This is a genomic window from Streptomyces sp. NPDC107517 (assembly GCF_055582645.1).
This window is the reverse complement of sequence record NZ_JBVJPM010000007.1, coordinates 164,955-185,630: the sequence shown is the minus strand read 5'-3', so window position 1 is coordinate 185,630 and position 20,676 is coordinate 164,955. Positions and strand designations below refer to the sequence as shown.

The 20,676-nt window shown below is 71.1% G+C and carries 14 protein-coding genes; 5 read left to right on the top strand and 9 right to left on the bottom strand.

Translation table 11 applies throughout. The features are described 5' to 3' along the window. Positions 1-63: 63 nt before the first annotated feature. From ACZ67T_RS18780 to ACZ67T_RS18765, 4 genes are read right to left on the bottom strand one after another with little or no spacing between them, the layout of a single operon-like run. Positions 64-1,266, bottom strand: a complete 1,203-nt coding sequence (locus ACZ67T_RS18780) for a thiolase domain-containing protein (protein ID WP_469985273.1) — start codon at positions 1,264-1,266, stop codon at positions 64-66. Beyond that, positions 1,263-2,309: a thiolase domain-containing protein gene (locus ACZ67T_RS18775; RefSeq protein ID WP_469985272.1), complete on the bottom strand. Its 1,047-nt coding sequence runs from the start codon at positions 2,307-2,309 to the stop codon at positions 1,263-1,265. The genes ACZ67T_RS18780 and ACZ67T_RS18775 overlap by 4 nt, the downstream gene beginning before the upstream one ends. Beyond that, positions 2,310-3,257: a Zn-ribbon domain-containing OB-fold protein gene (locus tag ACZ67T_RS18770; protein ID WP_469985270.1), complete on the bottom strand. Its 948-nt coding sequence runs from the start codon at positions 3,255-3,257 to the stop codon at positions 2,310-2,312. Between the two features lie 28 nt (positions 3,258-3,285). Next, on the bottom strand, positions 3,286-4,122 hold the full coding sequence (locus tag ACZ67T_RS18765) for a crotonase/enoyl-CoA hydratase family protein (RefSeq protein WP_469985268.1): 837 nt from the start codon (positions 4,120-4,122) through the stop codon (positions 3,286-3,288). A gap of 196 nt (positions 4,123-4,318) precedes the next feature. On the opposite strand from ACZ67T_RS18765, the gene ACZ67T_RS18760 reads away from it, so the two are divergent. The 3 genes from ACZ67T_RS18760 (at position 4,319) to paaK (ending at position 8,298) form a co-directional block, all read left to right on the top strand. Then, positions 4,319-5,935 (top strand): acyl-CoA synthetase, encoded by a 1,617-nt coding sequence (locus tag ACZ67T_RS18760; protein WP_469985266.1) that lies wholly within the window; start codon positions 4,319-4,321, stop codon positions 5,933-5,935. 112 nt (positions 5,936-6,047) lie between these two features. Next, positions 6,048-6,839, top strand: a complete 792-nt coding sequence (locus ACZ67T_RS18755) for a GNAT family N-acetyltransferase (RefSeq protein WP_469985264.1) — start codon at positions 6,048-6,050, stop codon at positions 6,837-6,839. A 163-nt stretch (positions 6,840-7,002) separates the two neighbouring features. Next, complete coding sequence (gene paaK, locus ACZ67T_RS18750) at positions 7,003-8,298, top strand: phenylacetate--CoA ligase PaaK (protein ID WP_469985263.1); 1,296 nt, start codon at positions 7,003-7,005, stop codon at positions 8,296-8,298. 46 nt (positions 8,299-8,344) lie between these two features. Here the strand turns inward: paaK and thrS are convergent, their stop codons facing one another. Together thrS and ACZ67T_RS18740 are read right to left on the bottom strand one after the other, a co-directional pair. Further along, positions 8,345-9,751 (bottom strand): threonine--tRNA ligase, encoded by a 1,407-nt coding sequence (thrS, locus tag ACZ67T_RS18745; RefSeq protein WP_469985261.1) that lies wholly within the window; start codon positions 9,749-9,751, stop codon positions 8,345-8,347. 196 nt (positions 9,752-9,947) lie between these two features. Beyond that, positions 9,948-11,468 (bottom strand): acyl-CoA synthetase, encoded by a 1,521-nt coding sequence (locus ACZ67T_RS18740; protein ID WP_469985259.1) that lies wholly within the window; start codon positions 11,466-11,468, stop codon positions 9,948-9,950. A 140-nt stretch (positions 11,469-11,608) separates the two neighbouring features. Between ACZ67T_RS18740 and ACZ67T_RS18735 the strand changes: the two genes are divergently transcribed. After that, positions 11,609-14,059, top strand: a complete 2,451-nt coding sequence (locus ACZ67T_RS18735; protein WP_469985257.1) for a penicillin acylase family protein — start codon at positions 11,609-11,611, stop codon at positions 14,057-14,059. A 60-nt stretch (positions 14,060-14,119) separates the two neighbouring features. On the opposite strand, the gene ACZ67T_RS18730 is transcribed toward ACZ67T_RS18735, so the two are convergent. Beyond that, positions 14,120-15,691, bottom strand: coding sequence for an acyl-CoA synthetase (locus ACZ67T_RS18730; RefSeq protein WP_469985256.1), 1,572 nt, complete (start codon positions 15,689-15,691; stop codon positions 14,120-14,122). Continuing rightward, positions 15,688-16,815 (bottom strand): nitronate monooxygenase, encoded by a 1,128-nt coding sequence (locus ACZ67T_RS18725; RefSeq protein ID WP_469985254.1) that lies wholly within the window; start codon positions 16,813-16,815, stop codon positions 15,688-15,690. Before ACZ67T_RS18725 ends, ACZ67T_RS18730 begins: the two co-directional genes overlap by 4 nt. Before the next feature lie 161 nt (positions 16,816-16,976). Between ACZ67T_RS18725 and ACZ67T_RS18720 the strand changes: the two genes are divergently transcribed. Beyond that, on the top strand, positions 16,977-18,797 hold the full coding sequence (locus ACZ67T_RS18720) for a serine hydrolase domain-containing protein (RefSeq protein ID WP_469985253.1): 1,821 nt from the start codon (positions 16,977-16,979) through the stop codon (positions 18,795-18,797). Positions 18,798-18,873: 76 nt separating this feature from the next. Here the strand turns inward: ACZ67T_RS18720 and ACZ67T_RS18715 are convergent, their stop codons facing one another. Further along, positions 18,874-20,424 (bottom strand): phytoene desaturase family protein, encoded by a 1,551-nt coding sequence (locus ACZ67T_RS18715; protein WP_469985252.1) that lies wholly within the window; start codon positions 20,422-20,424, stop codon positions 18,874-18,876. Positions 20,425-20,676 lie beyond the last annotated feature (252 nt).

The window sequence follows — 20,676 nt, the reverse complement described above, 5'->3', positions numbered from 1 at the left end:
CGTCGTCCGCCCGCCAGCCTAGCGATCGGCCCGCGCGGCGCACAGGCCGCGGCGCTGAGCCGTTCAGGACGTGGGCGGGTGCGCCCCGACGAGCCACATCGAGAAGAACTGCGAGCCGCCCCCGTAGGCGTGCCCGAGCACCTTCCGGGCGCCGTCGACCTGGTGTTCCCCCGCCTGCCCCCGGACCTGGAGCGCGGCCTCCGCGAAGCGGATCATGCCGGAGGCGCCGATGGGGTTGGTCGACAGGACGCCGCCCGACATGTTGACGGGCAGGTCGCCGTCGAGTTCCGTGACGCCCGATTCCGTCAGCTTCCAGCCCTCGCCCTCGTCGGCGAAACCGAGGTTCTCCAGCCACATCGGCTCGTACCAGGAGAACGGCACGTACATCTCGACGGCGTCGATCTCCCGTCGGGGGTCGCCGATGCCCGCCTGCCGGTAGACGTCGGCGGCGCAGTCCTTGCCGGCCTTCGGCGAGACGAAGTCCTTGCCCGCGAACATGGTCGGCTCGCTGCGCATCGCGCCACCGTGCATCCAGGCCGGCGGCTGCGGCGAACGGGCCGCGCCCGCACGGTCGGTGAGGATCATGGCGCACGCTCCGTCGGAGGACGGGCAGGTCTCGGAGTAGCGGACCGGGTCCCACAGCATGGGCGAGGACTGGACCTTCTCCAGAGTGATGCCGTGCTCGTGCAGATGCGCGTAGGGGTTCTTCAGCGCGTTGCGCCGGTCCTTGTACGCGACCAGGGAGCCGACGTGGTCGGGTGCGCCGGTGCGCCGCATGTACGCGCGCACGTGCGGGGCGAAGAAGCCGCCGGCGCCGGCGAGCAGGGGCTGCGTGAAGGGGATCGGCAGGGACAGGCCCCACATCGCATTCGACTCGGACTGCTTCTCGAAGGCGAGGGTGAGGACGGTCCTGTGGACGCGGGACGCCACGAGGTTGGTGGCGACGAGGGCGGTGGAACCGCCGACCGAGCCCGCCGTGTGCACACGGAGCATGGGCTTGCCGACCGCGCCCAGCGCGTCCGCGAGATACAGCTCGGGCATCATGACGCCCTCGAAGAAGTCCGGCGCCTTGCCGATCACCACGGCGTCGATGTCCGCCCACTTCAACTGGGCGTCATCCAGAGCCCGTCGGGCCGCCTCACGGACCAGTCCGGCGATCGAGACGTCCTTGCGCGCCGCGACGTGCTTGGTCTGGCCGATACCGACGACGGCCACGGGTTCTTTGTTGACCCCGCCGTTCACCCCGCCGCTCACCGTGCTGCTCATCGGGCCTCTCCTTCCAGGACGGCGACCAGGTTCTGCTGCAGACAGGGGCCGGACGTGGCGTGCGCGAGCGCCCGGTCGGACTCGCCGCGGTGGATACGGGCGGCGGCCTCTCCGATACGCAGCAGACCCGCGGCCATGACCGGGTTGGCGGCGAGCGCGCCGCCGGAGGGGTTCACGGCCACGTCGTCACCCAGCTTCAGCGCCTTGCGCAGGACGACCTCCTGGGAGGTGAACGGTGCGTGCAACTCGGCGGTGTCCACCGGCCGTTCGAACGCACCCGCTCGCTCGGCGGCGAGCCGCGAGGAGGGGGAGTCGGTGAGGTCGCGGACGCCGAGACTGTGCGCCTCGATGCGGTGGTCCATGCCGCGGATCCAGGCCGGCCGCTCGCACAATGCGCGGGCCTTGTCCCCGGCGGCCAGGATCACGGCGACGGCGCCGTCGCTGACGGGCGGGCAGTCGCCCTTGCGCAGCGGCCGCACCTCGTAGTCGCCCTGCGGCACCGAACCCTTCACCTGTGCGTGGGAGTTCGCCGCGGCGGACCCCCGGCTCCTTGCGGCGATCCCGGCCAGCGCGGGCTCATCGGTCTCGCCCGCGTCGATCAGGGCCTGCGCCTGAAGGGCCGCCAGGGCAACGGAATCCGGCCACAGCGGGGCCACGTAGTACGGGTCGAGCTGGCGCGTGAGCACGTCGCGCACCGAGCCCGGCGACGACTTGCCGTACGAGTAGACGAGGGCGGTGTCGACCTCGCCGGTCAGCAGCTTCACCCAGGCCTCGTACATCGCCCAGGCACCGTCCATCTCCACATGGGACTCGGAGATCGGCGGCCACGCGCCCACGCCGTCGAGGGTCATGGTGAAGGAGAAGGCGCGGCCCGCGAGATAGTCGGAGGAGCCGGAGCAGGTGAAGCCGATGTCGCTCGTCCTGAGGCCGGTCTGCGCCAGGACCTGGTGCAGCACCGGCATCACCATGTCGACCTCGGAGAGTTCGTCGGTCGTGCGCAGATGGTCGCTCTGCGCGAAGGCGACGATCGCTACCTCTCGCATCTACACCAGCTCCTTGTACGTGTCGTAGTCGGCGTCCGGTTCGCCGGTGGGCCGGTAGTGGTCGGGGTAGCGCCCGCCCTCGGTCCACACCGGCTCGACCCTGAGACCCATGCGCACCTGGTCGTAGGGGATGCCGGCGATGCGGCCGTGGAGCGCGAGGTCGGCGCCGTCTAGCGCGATGTGGGCGTAGACGTAGGGCAGTTCGATGTCGAGGTTCTTGGCCTTGACGTTGACGATGCAGAAGGTCGTGACAGTGCCGGCCGGGCCGACCTCGACCCGGTCGGTCGTGGCGACGCCGCAGGTGGGGCAGGCGCCGCGCGGTGGGACGTAGACCTTGCGGCAGGACGGGCAGCGTTCACCGACGGTGCGCCGGTCGGCGAGGGCGTTGATGTACGCGGTCTGGGCGCGGCCCGGGGAGTACACGTAGTCGAGACGGGCCTGGGCGACGATCCCGGTGACCGCATCGTCGAACCGCCCGTCGTGCGCGGCGGGTTCGGCATGCGCGAGCTCGCCCTCGTACGGCTCGAAGCAGGCGATGTCGGTGATGGCGCCGGTGCGTTCGGCGGCCCAGCGGACGCGGACGCGCATGCCGGTGGCCACGGCGTCGGGGCCCGGCGCGTCGAGTGCGTGAAGGAGGGCGGTGTCGGCGCCGTCGAGCTTGACCAGGACCCAGGCGAAGGGGGTGCCGAGGGGCTGGCCGCGGCGGGGTTCGGGGTTCCAGGCCCAGGTGGTGACGGTGCCGGTGGACTCGACCTCCACGAGGTCGCGGAGTTCGTCGGCGGTGACGGGGTCGTACTCGACGGGCGGGACCATGACCTTGCCGTCGGCGGTCTTCACACCGAGGACGGTGCGCTCGCGCAGGCCGGTCAGGAACGCGCTCTGGACAGGGCCGAGCGAGCGGGTGAAGGGGAACTCGACGACGAGAGGGGCTTTGAGGACTTCGGGCACTTCATGACTCCTTGACGGTCGGAGGGCTTCACGCGCGCCGGTAGACGGCGGGACGCTTCTCGGCGAAGGCCCTGGGGCCCTCCTTCGCGTCCTCGGTGGCGAAGATCGGCCAGCCGCGCTCCAGTTCGGACTTGAGGCCGTCGGTCTCGGTCATCTCGGCGGTCTCGTACACCGAGGCCTTCACCGCCTCCACCGCGAGCGGGCCGCAAGCGTTGACCTGCTCGGCGATCTCCAGGGCCTTGTCGAGCGCGGTGCCGGCCGGGACGACGCTGCCGATCAGCCCGATGGAGAGGGCCTCGGCCGCGCTGTAGTGCCTGCCGGTCAGCAGCATCTCCAGGGCGTGGGTGCGGGGGATCTGACGCTGCAGCCGCACGGTGGAGCCGCCGATCGGGAAGAGGGCCCGCTTGACCTCGGAGAGTCCGAAGGTCGCGCTCTCGGCGGCGACGCGGATGTCGGTGCCCTGGAGAATCTCCGTGCCGCCGGCCACGCAGTAGCCCTCGACGGCGGCGATCACGGGTTTACGGGGCCGGTGGTGGCGCAGCATCGCCTTCCAGTGCAGATCGGGGTCGGCCTTGAGGCGGTCCCGGTAGTGCTCGCCCTCCATCCCCTTCCCGGCGAGGGCCTTGAGGTCCATGCCGGCGCAGAAGGTGCCGCCCGCGCCGGTCAGGACGACCGACCGGATCGAGTCGTCCTCGTCCGCGGCGACCCATCCGTCGTAGAGACCGACGAGCATCGGCAGGGAGAGCGCGTTCTTGGCCTCGGGCCTGTTGAGCGTGAGGACCAGGGTGGCGCCTTCGCGCCGCACCGCGAGGTGTTCCGTCCCGTGCCCCGTCCCGTGTCCCGCGTCGTGTTCCGTGCCACCCATGGCCGTGCTCCCGTCTCGGATGCGTCTCGGATGCCGCGTACGTCTCGGATGCGAGAACAGGTTGCAGTAGGCGGGTGGCCAGTTCAAGAGTTTTCTGACAGTCAGTCAGATTTCTTGTGCGGGGACCCTTCCCTGTTCCCTGCGGCTCTGCTGAGATGACGGCCACATCGAGAAGGCGCCTGGGTCAGGAGGAGCGGTGGAGTACAACCTTGCCGACCTGTTCGAGTCGGTCGTGGACGTGGTCCCCGACCGCGAGGCGCTCGTGCACATCGACCATCCCGGCACGGGCGCGGAGCGCCGGCTCACGTACGCCGGACTCGACGCGGCGGCCAACCGCCTCGCGCACCACCTGATCGACAGCGGTATCCGCCCCGGCGAACACCTGGGCCTGCACCTCTACAACGGCATCGAGTACCTCCAGACGGTGCTCGCCTGCCTCAAGGCGCGGATCGTGCCCGTCAACGTCAACTACCGTTACGTGGCAGAGGAGCTGGTCTACCTCTACCGTGACGCGGACCTCGCGGCGCTCGTCTTCGACGCCGAGTTCACCGAACGCGTCGCGGCCGCTGTCCCACAGACGGAGAAGCTGCGCCACCTCGTGCGCGTGGGGACCGCGCCGACCGGCGCGCCGCCCGTCAAGGCCGTGGACTTCACGGAGGCGGAGGCCGCGGGCTCGCCGGAGCGCGGCTTCGGGCCCCGCTCGGCCGACGACCTCTTCATCATCTACACGGGCGGCACGACCGGCATGCCCAAGGGCGTGATGTGGCGCCAGGAGGACCTGTTCTTCGCGGGGCTCGGCGGCGGCGCGCCGACGGGTGAGCCGGTCAGCACGCCGCAGGAGCTGTCCGAGCGCGTCGCCGCCGGCGGCGACGGGATCACCTTCTTCCCCACCCCTCCCCTGATGCACGGCACCTCGACCCTCACCGCCTTCATCGGCTTCAACTTCGGTCAACGCATCGTCATCCACACGAAGTTCGTGCCCGAGGAGGTGCTGCGCACCATCGAGAAGGAGAAGGTGACGAGCATGTCGCTCGTCGGGGACGCGATGCTGCGGCCCCTGATCGACGCGCTGAACGGACCCATGAAGGGGACGGACTGCTCGTCGATGTTCAGCGTCTCGTCGTCGGGCGCGATCATGTCGGAGACGGTGCGCGCGCAGTTCCAGGCGCTCGTCCCGAACGTGATGCTCCTGAACAACTTCGGCTCCTCCGAGTCCGGCTTCAACGGCACGGCGACGGACGACTCCGGCCCGGAGAAGGGCTTCCGCCTGCGGGTCAACTCCCGTACACAGGTGGTCGATCCGGCGACGTACGAGCCGATCGCTCCCGGAGAGCCGGGCCGCATCGCCCAGCGCGGGCACGTCCCGCTCGGCTACTACAACGACCCCGCGAAAACGGCCGAGACGTTCTTCCAGAAGGGCGCCGAGCGGTGGGTGCTGCTCGGGGACATGGCGACGGTCGACGAGGAGGGCGTCGTCACCGTCCTCGGGCGCGGCTCGCAGTGCATCAACACGGGCGGCGAGAAGGTGTATCCGGAGGAGGTCGAGCAGGCCCTCAAGTCCCATCCGGACGTGTACGACGCACTGGTGGCCGGAGTGCCCGACGCCAAGTGGGGCAATCACGTCGCCGCGGTGGTCCAACTGCGCGACGGCGCGGCGCCGCCCTCGCTCGACGACATCCAGACCCACTGCCGCACCCGCCTCGCGGGCTACAAGATCCCCCGCCAGCTCGTCCTGACCGACCGCATCCAGCGCTCACCCAGCGGCAAGGCGGACTACCGGTGGGCGCGGGCGGTGGCGGCGGACGCCTCGTGACGGGACACGACGACGGTCGCAACGGACAGGGCAAGCGTTCCTGACACGGCGCATCCGCGTACCGGGGCACAAACCGTTTGCCGCCCCGGCGCGCCGGTGCTGGAGTGGCCGCATGGATCACCAAGCGGTGTTGTCCCGGTTCGACCGGCAGATGAGGCGGGACGCCAAGCCCGACGGCCCCGGCGCGCGGGTCGAGCGGGTGGACGGCGTGGTGCGGCAGACCGGCGCCGAGGGCAGCTCCTGGAACGGTGTCGTGTGGTCGGACCTCGACGAGAGCTCGGCGGACGCGGCGATCGCCGCCCAGGTACGACATTTCACCGAGCTCGGACGCGAATTCGAGTGGAAGGTGTACGGGCACGACCTGCCGCACGACCTTCCCCAGCGACTCACGGCCGCCGGCTTCGTCCCCGAGCCCGTGGAGACCCTGCTGGTCGCCGAGGTCGCGGCGCTGCCGACGGACGTCCCACCCCCCGAAGGAATCCGACTGCTCCCCGTCACCGACGAGACGGGCGTCGACCTCATGTCGCAGGTGCACGACAAGGCCTTCGGCAGGAGTCTCGGCCCCACCCGGCACCTGCTCCTCGCCCGGCTCGCCGAGGACCCGGACGCCGCGCCCGCGGTGCTCGCGCTGGCCGGGGACGTGCCGGTGAGCGCGGCCCGCATGGAGACGCACCCGGGGACGGACTTCGCGAGCCTGTGGGGCGGCGGCACGGTCGCCGAGTGGCGCGGGCGCGGGATCTACCGCAGCCTCGTCGCGTTCCGTACCCGCATCGCCGCCGAGCGTGGCTACCGCTACCTCCAGGTCGACGCCTCCAGCATGAGCCGCCCGATCCTGGAGCGTCTCGGCTTCACGGCTCTGAGCACCACGACTCCCTACGTCCACGGGGCCGCCGGGGGCTCCTGAGACCATCCGGCGGCGATTGAGTCCGTCCCGCCCCTTGACGCCTGCCCCCGCCCCTTGAATTACTGACCCTGAACGGATCAACCGAATGATCGGTCGGCCGATTCGCCCATTATATGGATCCGGGTGGACGGTCGGCCCTCCGGGCTCGGGAGTGCGGTCGACGATGACAGAACTGCTGGACGCAGGGGAACAGCTCGGCCCCGAGCAGCTGCACGCACAGCAGCTGGAGCGGCTGAGGGAGACACTGCGCCGCGTGTACGAGCGGGTGCCGTTCTACCGCGCGTCCTTCGACAAGGCGGGCGTGCATCCCGACGACTGCCGCTCGCTCGCCGACCTGTCCCGCTTCCCGTTCACCACGAAGACCGACCTGCGGGACAACTACCCCTTCGGGATGTTCGCCGTGCCGGAGACGGATGTGCGCCGGCTGCACGCGTCCAGCGGGACCACGGGCCTGCCCACCGTCGTCGGCTACACGGAGAACGACCTCTCCATGTGGGCCGACATGGTGGCGCGCTCCCTGCGCGCGGCGGGCGCCCGGCCCGGCCACAAGATCCACGTCGCGTACGGATACGGCCTGTTCACGGGCGGCCTCGGCGCGCACTACGGCGCCGAGCGGCTCGGCTGCACGGTCATTCCCGCGTCCGGCGGCATGACCGCCCGCCAGGTGCGGCTGATCCAGGACTTCCGCCCCGAGGTCATCATGGTCACCCCCTCGTACATGCTGACGATCCTCGACGAGTTCGAGCGCCAGGGCGTCGACCCGCGCAGCACATCCCTCAAGGTCGGGGTCTTCGGCGCCGAACCGTGGACCGAGGAGATGCGCCGCGAGATCGAGGAGCGCTTCGCCATCGACGCCGTAGACATCTACGGCCTGTCGGAGGTGATGGGACCGGGCGTCGCCCAGGAGTGCGTCGAGACGAAGGACGGGCTCCACATCTGGGAGGACCAGTTCTATCCGGAGGTCGTCGACCCGATCACCGGCGAGGTCCTGCCGGACGGTGAGCAGGGCGAGCTGGTGTTCACCTCGCTCACCAAGGAGGCCATGCCCGTGATCCGCTACCGGACACGCGACCTGACCCGGCTCCTGCCCGGCACGGCCCGCCCCTCCTTCCGCCGCATGGAGAAGGTGACGGGCCGCAGCGACGACATGGTGATCCTGCGCGGCGTGAACCTCTTCCCCACCCAGGTCGAGGAGATCGTCCTGCGCACGCCGGGCGTCGCCCCGCACTTCCAGCTCCGGCTGACCCGCGAGGGGCGCATGGACGCCCTGACGGTACGCGCGGAGGCCCGCGCGTACGCGACCGCTTCCGAGCGCGACGCGGCGGCCCGCGCCATCGCGACCGGCGTGAAGGACGACATCGGCGTCTCGGTGACCGTGGAGGTCGTGGACCCCGAGACGCTGGAGCGGTCGGTGGGCAAGATCAAGCGAATTGTGGACCTGCGGGGGCGGGAAGCGTAAGCGGTACGGCGGGGGCCGACACGCCACCCCCGCCGTACCGCCTTCGTCAGCTCGCGTCGTCCCACAGGTCGTGCGCGTACCCGTCGACGACTGCCCCGATCCTGGCGAGCACCTCCTCGGCGGGCAGCGGTGCGGGGCGGCGGCCGTCGCGCAGGCGCAGCGCGACCCGGCTGTCCGCCGCCTCTCTCGCACCGATGACCGCCTGGTACGGCACGAGCCGGGCCTCCCGGACGCGGGCGCCCAGGGTGCCGTGCTCGGGGCCCGCGACCTCGGCCCGCAGCCCGAGCTCGGCGCACCGGCGCGCGAGAGCGTCGGCGTGCGGCAGCTCGGCGTCCGAGATCGGCAGGATCGCCACCTGGGTGGGGGCGAGCCACGCCGGGAAGGCGCCGCCGTGCTCCTCGATGAGGTGCGCGACGGCCCGTTCCACGCTGCCGATGATGCTGCGGTGGACCATCACCGGACGGTGTTTCGCCCCGTCCGGGCCGATGTAGTGCAGATCGAAACGCTCGGGCTGATGGAAGTCGACCTGGACGGTGGAGAGGGTCGACTCGCGCCCCGCACCGTCGGCGACCTGGACGTCGATCTTGGGCCCGTAGAACGCGGCCTCGCCCTCGGCCGCCTCGTACGGAAGACCCGACCGGTCGAGGACCTCGGTGAGCACCGCGGCGGAGCGCTGCCACATCTCCGGGGCGGCGACGTACTTGCCGCCCGGCCCCGGCAGCGAGAGCCGGTAGCGCGCCGGGGTGACGCCCAGCGCCTCGTAGGCCCTGCGGATCATCTCCAGGGCCGACAGCGCCTCGCCGGCCACCTGGTCGAGGGTGCAGAAGATGTGCGCGTCGTTGAGCTGGATGGCCCGTACGCGGGTCAGGCCGCCGAGCACGCCCGACAGCTCGGAGCGGTACATGCCGCCCAACTCCGCCATGCGCAGAGGCAGTTCGCGGTAGCTGTGGGAGCGGGAACGGTAGATCACTGCGTGGTGGGGACAGAGGCTGGGCCGCAGGACGACCTGCTCGCCGCCCAGGTCCATCGGGGGAAACATGTCGTCGCTGTAGTGCGACCAGTGCCCCGAGATCTCGTACAGCTCGCGCTTGCCGAGGACCGGCGAATACACGTGCCGGTAGCCGGCCCGCCGCTCAGCGGCGCGGATGTACTCCTCCAGGGTGTGCCGCACAGCCGCGCCGTCGGGCAGCCAGTAGGGCAGGCCCGCGCCGATCAGCGGGTCGGTGTCGAAGAGGCCGAGCTCACGACCGAGCTTGCGGTGGTCGTGCTTGGGCCGCTCGTGCTGCGGGCGCTCGTACCGCGGGTGTTCCTGATTGCGCTGCTCGTGCCTCTGCGGGTCCTGGTCCTGGTCCTGTTGCTCGTGCTTCTGCTGGCCCTGCATCTGCTGCTCGTGCTTCTGCGGGCCTTGCATCTGCTGCTCGTGCATCTGCCGGCCCGGCTTCTGCTGGTTCATTTCGGGATCCCTCGCGGTCGTCGGGCGAGTGGTCCCATGGCGAAGCCCCGGGGCACTCGCCCCGGGGCTTCGGACAAACACAGCTGTCAGCGCGCCGGGACACTCTCCGGCGTCGTCGTCCTGACAGCAGCGCGTCGCTTCATGCCCGGACCGTAACAGCCCCCCGGCCGGGCCCGCGCGTCAATTTCCGGCGGGCTCAGTCCGTCGTACTGAACCGGTCCCGCAGCTCCCGCTTGAGGATCTTGCCGCTGGCGTTGCGCGGGAGTTCGTCCACGAAGACGACCCGCTTGGGCGCCTTGAAGTGGGCGAGCTTCTCGCGTGCGTGGTCGATGAGTTCCGTCTCGGTGACCTCGCCGCCGCGGACGACGACGGCCGTGACGGCCTCGATCCAGCGTTCGTCGGGCAGTCCGATGACGGCGGTCTCGGCCACCTGCGGGTGGGTGTAGAGCGCGTCCTCGACCTGACGTGAGGCGACGAGCACACCACCGGAGTTGATGACGTCCTTCACACGGTCGACAACGGTGAAGTAGCCCTCGCCGTCGCGCACCGCGAGGTCCCCCGAGCGGAACCAGCCGTCGCGGAAGGCCGCCTCTGTCTCCTGCGGCTTGTCCCAGTAGCCGTCGCACAACTGCGGTGAGCGGTAGACCACTTCACCGGCGGTGCCGTCGGGCACCTCCTTGCCGTCCTCGTCGACGACCCGTGCTTCGACGAACAGGACGGGCCGCCCGCAGGAGTCCATGCGGCCCTCGTGCTCGTCGGGTCCGAGGACGGTGGCGAGGGGCCCGATCTCGCTCTGACCGAAGCAGTTGTAGAAGGCGAGTCCGGGCAGATGCGCGCGGAGCCGTTCCAGGACCGGCACCGGCATGATCGACGCGCCGTAGAAGGCCTTGCGCAGGCCGCTCAGGTCCCGGGTCGCGAAGTCCGGGTGCTGCGCGAGGCCGATCCAGACGGTGGGCGGCGCGAAGAGACTGTCGGCGTCACCCGCCTCGACGAGGTCGAAGATCTTCGCCGCGTCCGGCGCGTCGAGGATCGTGTTCTGCGCGCCGACGGCGAGGTACGGCAGCAGGAAGACGTGCATCTGCGCCGAGTGGTAGAGCGGCAGGGAGTGGACGGGCCGGTCCGTCTCCGCGAGGCCGAGGGCGTGGACCGCGCTGACGTACTCGTGGACGAGCGCCCGGTGCGACATCATCGCGCCCTTGGGCAGCGCGGTCGTGCCGGAGGTGTACAGGAGTTGCACCAGGTCGTCCGCGTCCGGCTGCGGTCCGTCGTACGGCTCGGCGGACGGGATCCGGGCGAGCAGGGAGTCGTCCGCGTCGCGCAGCGCCAGGGTGCGCACACCCGCGGGGAGCCGGTCCGCCAGGTCGGGGTCGGTCAGTACGAGCGCGCAGCCCGACTGGCCGACGATGTAGGAGAGGTCGTCTCCTGTGAGGTTCTGGTTGACCGGCACGTGCACGAGCCCGGCGCGCGAACAGGCCAGGAAGCCGATCAGGTAGGCGTCCGAGTTGTGTCCGTAGGCGCCGACGCGGTCCCCCCGTCCGAGGCCGAGGCCGCTCAGCACGCCGGCCGCGCGCGAGACGGCCGCGTCGAGTTCGGCGTACGTCCACGCGCGTGGGCCGTAGCGGACGGCGACGCGTTCGGGGGTGCGTCGTGCGCTGCGGCGCAGCGTCCCGTCGACCGTGCTGGCGCGTACGTCTTGTTCATTCCGGACACCCGTCATGGCGCGATCCTGTGCCCCGGCCGACATGAAATCAAGGCAACCGACACGCGACGCGGGAAGGCCGCTCCGGATCCTGCTCGCGCGGGCATACCCGTTGGTACGCTCAACCGCCCCTTCCCTCACTGCAGTTGGGAGGCACGATGCGCACCCGCCCGAGACGTCTCGCGGTCATCGGTTTCGCCCTGTTGACCGCGCTGAGCACCACGGCCTCACTCCCGTCGGCGGCCGCCGGCGGCCACGGCCGGCCCGAGCACCACCCGCACGACGACGGCCTGTCCGCCACGATCCGCTACACCGAGTACGGCATTCCGCATATCGTCGCCAAGGACTACGCGGGGCTCGGCTTCGGTACTGGGTGGGCTCAGGCGGCCGACCAGGTGTGCGCGCTCGCCGACGGATTCGTCACCGTGCGCGGCGAGCGCTCCCGTTACTTCGGGCCCGACGCGGCCCCCGACGGTTCCCTGTCGTCCGCCACGAAGAACGTCTCCAGCGACCTCTACTTCCGGGGTGTCCGTGAGGCGGGCACCGTGGACAAGCTCCTCGCCGAGCCGGCGCCCGCGGGCCCGAGCCGAGAGGTGAAGGAGACGATGCGGGGCTTCGCCGCCGGGTACAACGCGTGGCTGAAGCAGAACAGGATCACCGACCCCGCCTGCAAGGGAGCCGACTGGGTGCGCCCGGTGACGACCCTCGACGTCGCGGCGCACGGCTTCGCACTCGCCGTGCTCGGCGGTCAGGGCCGCGGCGTGGACGGCATCACGGCCGCGCAGCCACCGACCGCGCAACCACCGGGCGGCGCCGACGCGCAGCCGCCGTCCGCGGGAGCCCCTGCGCCGGACAAGGCCGCGACAGCCGCGGCGGCCAAGAAGCTGTTCTCGAACGAGGACGCCGACATGGGGTCCAACGCTGTCGCGTTCAGCGGTGCCACCACGGCGAACGGCCGCGGTCTGCTCCTCGGCAACCCGCACTACCCGTGGCAGGGCGGCCGTCGCTTCTGGCAGTCGCAGCAGACGATTCCCGGCGTTCTGAACGTCTCCGGCGGCTCGCTCCTCGGCTCGACGACAATCTCGATCGGCCACAACTCCCGTATCGCATGGAGCCACACCGTCGCGACGGGGGTCACGCTCAACCTCCACCAGCTGACGCTGGACCCGGCCGACCCGACCGCGTACCTCGTCGACGGCACGCCGGAGCGGATGACGAAGCGGACCGTGAGCGTCGCGGTGAAGGACGGTGCGCCGGTCACCCGCACCCAGTGGTGGACACGGTACGGGCCGATCGTGAACTCGCTCGGCGCGTCGCTGCCGCTGCCCTGGACGGCCACGACGGCGTACGCACTCAACGACCCGAACGCCCTGAACCTGCGCGCCTCGGACACGGGACTCGGGTTCAGCAAGGCGCGCTCCACGGACGACGTGCTGCGCTCGCTGCAGCGTACGCAGGGGCTTCCCTGGGTGAACACGATCGCCGCCGACGCCTCCGGGCACTCGCTGTTCGCGCAGGCGCAGGTGCTGCCCCGGATCACCGACGACCTGGCCGCGCGCTGCTCGACGCCGCTCGGCAAGGTGACGTATCCGGCGTCCGGTGTCGCGGTCCTGGACGGCTCGCGCGGCGACTGCAAGCTCGGTTCCGACAAGGACGCCGTGCAACCGGGCATCTTCGGACCGTCCAGGATGCCGGTCCTCAAGGACGCGCCCTATGTGGAGAACTCGAACGACAGCGCCTGGCTGGCCAACGCCGACCGGCCGCTGACGGGGTACGAGCGGGTCTTCGGGACGGTGGGCACGCAGCGGTCGATGCGGACGCGCGGGGGCGTCGCGGACGTGTCGGCGATGGCGGGGCGCGGCGGCCTGACCGTCGGCGACCTCCAGCGGCAGCAGTTCGCCGACCGGGTGCCCGCGGCGGATCTGGCGGCTGCGGACACGGCGCGCGCGTGCTCGGCGCTGCCGGGCGGCACGGCAACAGGCAGAGACGGCACGGTGGTTGACGTGAGCCAGGCCTGCGATGTGCTCGAGAAATGGGATCACACGATGCGCACGTCGAGCCGGGGAGCGCTGCTCTTCGACCGGTTCTGGCGCAAGCTCACGGCGGCCGTGCCGAACGACAAGCTGTGGAAGGTGCCGTTCTCGGCCGCCGACCCGGTGCGCACGCCGAACACGCTGAACACGCAGGCGCCGGGCTTCGCGACGGCACTCGCCGACGCGGTGGGCGAGCTGCGGTCGGCCGGGATCACTCTGGACGACCCGCTCGGCGCCCACCAGTTCGTCGTACGCGGCGGCAAGCGCGTCCCCGTCCACGGCGGCACGGAGTCACTCGGCGTGTGGAACAAGGTCGAGACGGTGTGGGACGCGAAGGCGGGCGGCTACACGGAGGTCGTCCACGGGTCGAGCTACATCCAGGCCGTCGGCTGGACCGGCGGCGGCTGCCCGGTGGCCCGCACCCTGCTGACGTACTCCCAGTCCTCGAACCCGAACTCGCCGCACTACAGCGACCAGACGCACCTGTTCTCGGACGGCGAGTGGGTGACGTCGCGCTTCTGTGAGAAGGACATCCTGACGTCACCGGCGCTGAAGGTGGTGCGGGTGCACGGCTGAACGACGGGAGCGGCTCGGGGAAATGCCCCGGGCCGCTCCTCCGTCGCTTGTCCGCGTGGGTCACATCGCGCGGGTGCGGCCCTCCCAATAGGGGTCGCGCAGACGGCGCTTGTAGAGCTTGCCGTTCGGGTCGCGCGGCATCGTCTCGATGAAGTCGACGCTCTTCGGCCGCTTGTAGCCCGCGAGTTGGCGCTCGCAGTGGGCGAGGATCTCGGCGGCGAGCGCGTCTGTGGCGGTGTGCCCCTCCGCGGGTTCGACGACCGCCTTGACCTCCTCGCCCCAGTCGTCGTTGGGGATCCCGAACGCCGCGGCGTCGGCGATGGCCGGGTGGGTGAGGAGCGCGGACTCGATCTCGGCGGGGTAGATGTTGACGCCGCCCGAGATGATCATGTCGATCTTGCGGTCGCGCAGGAAGAGATACCCGTCCTCGTCGAGAATGCCGAGGTCGCCGACGGTGAAGAAGTCGCCGATGCGGTTCTTCTTCGTCTTGGTCTCGTCCTTGTGGTACGAGAATCCGCCGGTGCTCATCTTCATGTAGACGGTGCCGAGTTCACCGGGCGGCAGCCGGTTGCCGTCGTCGTCGAACACGGCGAGTTCGCTGATGGGCCAGGCCTTGCCGACCGTGCCCGGCTTCTTCAGCCAGTCCTCGGCGGTCGCGAAGGCGCCGCCGCCCTCACTGGCCGCGTAGTACTCCTCGACGCTGTGGCCCCACCAGTCGATCATCGCGCGTTTGACGTGGTCGGGGCAGGGCGCGGCGCCGTGGATGGCGTGCCGCATCGCCGACACGTCGTAGGCGCTCCTGACACTGTCGGGCAGGGCGAGCAGCCGGTGGAACTGGGTCGGCACCATGTGCGTGTGTGTGCACTTGAAGGTGTCGATGAGGCGCAGCATGTCCTCGGGGGTCCACTTGTCCATCAGGACGAGGGTGTGTCCGATGTGCAGGGACGCGCCCGCGAACTGGAGCACGGCGGTGTGGTAGAGCGGCGAGCAGACCAGGTGGACGTTGTCGTCGAACGGCTTGATGCCGAAGATGCCGAGGAAGCCGCCGAGGTAGGTCTCCTCGGGGAGCTTGCCGGGCAGGGGGCGGCGGATGCCGCGGGGGCGGCCCGTGGTGCCCGAGGTGTAGTTCATGACCCAGCCGAGAGTGCGGTCGTCCGGCACCGACTCGGGCTGCCCGTCGAGGAGTCGGGCGTAGGGGCGGAAGCCGTCGACGGTTCCGACCGCGTACCGCTGCCCTGCGGGGAGCGCGGCCTCGTCGGCGGCGGCCACGGCCTGTTCGGCGAACCGCTCGTGGGCGATGAGGACCTTCGCTCCGGAGTCGGCGACGATCCAGGCGATCTCGGGGCCGACCAGATGGTGGTTGACCGGGACGAGGTAGAAGCCGGCCTGGGAGGCGGCGAGGTACGCGGTGAAGAACTCGACTCCGTTGGGCAGGACGACGGCGAACGCGTCGCCTCGTTCGAGCCCGGCGGCCCGCAGACCGTGCACGAGCTTGTTGACGTCGGCGTGCAGCCGGCCGGCGGTCCACTCCTCCCCGTCGGGTGCGACGAGGACGGTACGGCCGGGATCCGCGGTGGCCTGGGCCCAGAATCCATTGGGGGGCGCGCTGTTGGGGGTGGGGCCGGTGCTCACGACTGGCCGCTCCTTCCTGCGATGCGGTTGATGCGGTCCACGGCGCGCTCGAAACCGCGCGTGAGGTCGTCGAACACGGCCTGGACGGCGCGTTCGCTCGTCATCCGGCCGACGATCTGCCCGACGGGCGTGCCGAGCAGCGGATCGACCTCGTACTTCTGGATACGGGAGACGGCCTCGGCGACGAGCAGCCCCTGCAGCGGCATGGGCAGGGTGCCGGGACCCGACGGGTCGTCCCAGGCGTCGGTCCACTCCGTGCGGAGCTGGCGCGCGGGCTTGCCGGTCAGGGCGCGGGAGCGGACGGTGTCGCCGGAGCCGGCCGCGAGGAGTTTGGCGGTGAGTGCGCGGGAGTGGAGGTCGGCCTCGGTGGTGGTGAGCCAGAGGGAGCCGAGCCAGACTCCCTGGGCGCCGAGGGCGAGGGCCGCCGCGATCTGTTCCCCGCTGCCGATGCCGCCGGCCGCGAGGACGGGCAGCGGGGCCACGGCGTCGACCGCTTCGGGCGTGAGCACCATGGAGGCGATCTCGCCGGTGTGCCCGCCTGCCTCGTAGCCCTGCGCGACGACGATGTCGATGCCGGCGTCCGCGTGTTTGCGGGCGTGCCGGGCGCTGCCCGCGAGAGCGGCCACGAGGACGTTCTGGTCGTGGGCGCGCCGGATGACGTCGGCGGGCGGTGAACCGAGCGCGTTGGCAAGGAGTTTGATCGGGTAGTCGAAGGCGACGTCGAGCTGGCTGCGGGCGACCTGCTCCATCCAGCCGGTGATGCGCCAGCCCGACGCCTCGCCCTCGGCGAGCTCGGGCACGCCGTGCTTGGCGAGGGTGTCTCTCACGAACTGGCGGTGTCCTTCGGGGATCATCGCCTCGACGTCGGCCTCGGTCAGTTTCTGGTGGTTCGGGCCCTCGACCTTCTTCGCCGGCATCACGACGTCGAGCCCGTAGGGCGCGCCGTCGACGTGTTCCTCCATCCAGTCGAGGTCGCGGGCCAGGTCGTCGGGTGCGGTGTAGCGGACCGCGCCGAGCACACCGAACCCCCCGGCCCTGCTGATGGCGGCGGCCACCGCCGGGAAGGGGGTGAAGCCGAAGATGGCGTGCTCGATCCCCAGTTTCTTGCTCAGCTCCGTCTGCATGGGCGCAGAATGCCGCACTCCTCCGCACGAGGGAAGACACTTTCTGATGCTGCGTCAGATTTCTGTGAGGCAATTCCGAGTCTTGACACCACCGGAGCCTGACATGAAAGTTTCACCCGTCGAGCTAGATCCCGAAAGATTCTTTCAGAAGAGGTTCGTTCATGACTGACGGCGCGGCGGACAGACTGCACGACACGGACGGCGGGCTCTCCCGTCGCCAACTGGGCGCGGGTGTAATGGCATTGGGCGGTGCACTGGCCATCGCTCCGTTCCCGGCGGGGCCCGCCGCCGCGGCGGACACGCGCTCGGGCGGGGACGCCGACGGGCACGCAACCACGCTGCGCCGCGGATCCCCCGAGCGGGCCGGCCTGATCGCCGAACATCTGCGCCAACTCGTCACCGACGCCGAGAAGTTCCTCGGCCCCTCCCCCAAGCACCCCTGGTACGCGGGCGCCGTACTGCTCGCCGGACGCGGCGGCACGGTCGCGCTCCACCAGCCGATCGGCAAGGCCGTGCGCTACTCGGCCTACGACGACAAGACCGACACGGGTGTGGAGTTCCCCGCCGACCAGCAGATCGCGGCGGCCGAGGACACGGTCTACGACCTGGCCTCCGTGTCGAAGCTGTTCACCTCGCTCATCGCCGTACAGGAGATCGAGCGCGGCAAGCTGGAGCTGGAGGCCACGGTCGCCTCCTACATCCCCGACTTCGCGGGCGCCGGCAAGCAGGACATCACGATCCGTCAGCTCCTCACGCACACCTCGGGGTTCCGCGCCTGGATACCCCTCTACAAGGAGACGACGCGCGAGGGACAGCTCCGCCTCATCTGGAACGAGGCACCCCTCAACCCGCCCGGCACCGTGTACCTCTACTCCGACCTCAACCTGATCTCGCTCCAGCTGGTCCTGGAGAAGCTCACGGGACAGACCCTGGACGTGCTCCTGCGCGAGCGGATCACCGGCCCCCTCGGTATGCGCCGCACCCGCTACAACCCGCCCGCGTCCTGGAAGCCGAAGATCGCCGCGACGGAGGACGCACGCCTGCCCTGGTCCGGCCTCGACCGCGGACTCGTCTGGGGCGAGGTGCACGACGAGAACGCGTTCGGGATGGGCGGAGTGGCGGGCCACGCCGGTGTCTTCTCCTGCGCGTGGGACCTCGCGATCCTCGGGCGCACCCTCCTCAACGGGGGTTCCTACGGCAAGGCGCGCATCCTGTCCGAGGAGTCCGTGCGGCTGCTGTTCACCGACTTCAACCAGGCGTTCCCCGGCGACGAGCACGGCCTCGGCTTCGAGCTCTACCAGCACTGGTACATGGGCGCGATGGCGACGCCGCGCACCGCCGGACACACCGGTTTCACCGGAACGTGCATCGTGCTCGACCCGACGACCGACTCGTTCCTGATTGTGCTCGGCAACTCCGTGCACCCCGTGCGCAACTGGCGATCCGGCTCCGCTCCCCGGGTCGCGGCGGCGAACAACCTCGCCCGCGCCGTCGCCGTACGCCCCGCTCACGGGCGCACCGCCTGGTTCTCCGGCATGACGAGCGCCACGTCGGCGACGCTCACGCTGCCCGGCCTCGACGTCACCTCCGACACGACGGGCCTCGCCTGCGACCTGTGGTGGGACACGGAACCGAACTCCGACCTCCTGTACCTGGAGGTGTCGGCCGACGCCGGGGCGACCTGGCAGCCCCTGCCGTTCACGACCACCCGTAAGGGAGAGGACGCCGAGGACCACGCCAAGGGCACGGCCGACGGCTGGTCGGGTCGCGTCTGGCACCGCCTGACCGCTGCCCTCGGCGCCTTCAAGGGCAGCCAGGTCCGCCTGCGCTGGCGCTACACGACCGACCAGTTGTACGTGGGGCGCGGGGTGTACGTGGACGGGGTGCGCGTCACCGACGGCCGCCGGACCGTGTTCGACGAGACACGCCCGTCCGACGCGGCGCTGATCGAGGCGGTGGGATGGTCACCGTCGCAGGACTGAGCGGAGCGCGGCCCCCTCACGGGGGCCCGCGTCGGTCCTGAGCCGGCGGCTCGCGTCGGGGGCCAGGGCCGGCGGCTCACTTCCCGAGTACGGCCATCGCCGCGTTGTGCCCGGGAATGCCGCTGACCCCGCCGCCGCGCACGGCGCCCGCGCCGCACAGCAGGACGTTGGCATGGGCGGTCTCGACGCCCCAACGGCCCGTCCCCTCCTGGGAGTACGGGAAGGACAGGTCGCGGTGGAAGATGTTGCCGCCCGGCAGGCGCAGGTCCCGCTCCAGGTCGAGCGGGGTCTTCGCCTCGATGCACGGCCGGCCGTCGGCGTCCTGGGCGAGGCAGTCCTCGATCGGCTCGGCGAGCTGCGCGTCGAGCTGGGCGAGGGTGGCCTTCAGGAGCTCGGCTCGGGCGGCGTCGTTGTCTCCCGCGAAGAGCCGGGCGGGCGTGTGCAGGCCGAACAGGGTGAGGGTCTGGTAGCCGCGCGCGACGAGGTCCGGGGCGAGGATGCTCGGGTCGGTCAGCGAGTGGCAGTAGATCTCCGACGGGGGCGCCGCGGGCAGTGACCCGGCCGCCGCCTGGCCGTACGCGGTCGCCAACTGCTCGTAACCCTCGGCGACATGGAACGTTCCGGCGAACGCCTCGCGCGGGTCGACGGACGTGTCGCGCAGCTTCGGCAGCCGGGTCAGAAGCATGTTGACCTTGAGCTGCGCACCCTCGGCCAGGGCGGGCGGCTCGTCGCCGACGAGGGCGGCGAGGGCCTGCGGCGACGCGTTGACGAGCACGTGCCCGGCGCCGACGCGGCCCACGTCGCCCTCCGACTCGTACGTCACCTCGGCGTGCCGCCCGTCGGTCTCGACGCGGGTCACCTCGTGCCCGGTGACGAGCTCGGCGCCGGCCCCGCGGGCGGCGTCGGCGAGGGCGTCGGTGAGGGCGCCCATGCCGCCGACGGGCACGTCCCAGTCGCCGGTGCCGTTGCCGATCACGTGGTAGAGGAAACAGCGGTTCTGCTGGAGGGACGCGTCGTGGGCGTCGGCGAACGTACCGATGAGGGCATCGGTGAGCACCACTCCGCGCACCAGGTCGTCCCTGAAGCGCTCCTCGACGGCGGCGCCGATCGGCTCCTCGAAGAGCATCCGCCAGGCGGCCTCGTCGCCGACCCGCTCCCGGAGCGCGTCCCTGGTCGGCAGCGGCTCGGTGAGCGTGGGGAAGACCCGCTCGGCGACGCGGCGGGTCGTCCCGTAGAAGTCGGTCCACGCCGCGTACTCGCGCCCGCCGCCGGTGAGGCGCTCGAAGGAGGCGCGGGTGCGCTCCTCACCACCGCCGACGAGCAGCCCGGTCGCCCGCCCGTCGCGCTCGGTCGGCGTGTACGAGGACACGGTGCGGCCGCGCACGGCGAAGTCGAGCCCGAGATCGTCGACGATCTTGTGCGGCAGCAGGCTGACCAGGTACGAGTACCGCGACAGGCGCGCGTCGACCCCGGCGAAGGGCCGCGTCGACACGGCGGCACCGCCGGTGGCGCCGAGCCGCTCGAGAACCAGGACGGAACGTCCGGCCCGGGCGAGGTAGGCGGCGGCGACGAGGCCGTTGTGACCTCCGCCGACGATGACGACGTCGTAGCGCTCGTGTGCTGGCATCCCTCTTGGTAACACGCGTCGATCATGCCGGGCCAGACCCTGGCCCTGTGGATCGCGGAGCGGCGGGGTACGGGCGGGCGCGCGTGGGCAGGGGACCGCACGCAATCCATCCCCTGCAGACGATCGCGGGCACGCGCCGCGGGCCCGCGACCGCGAAAGGTCGACCGCGGGCGGAGGAGCCTGGACGTCGCTCGCGGGGAGCCGGCCGCAGGCAGACTCTCGGGTGTCCCTCAAGGGCAGACGACCACGGGG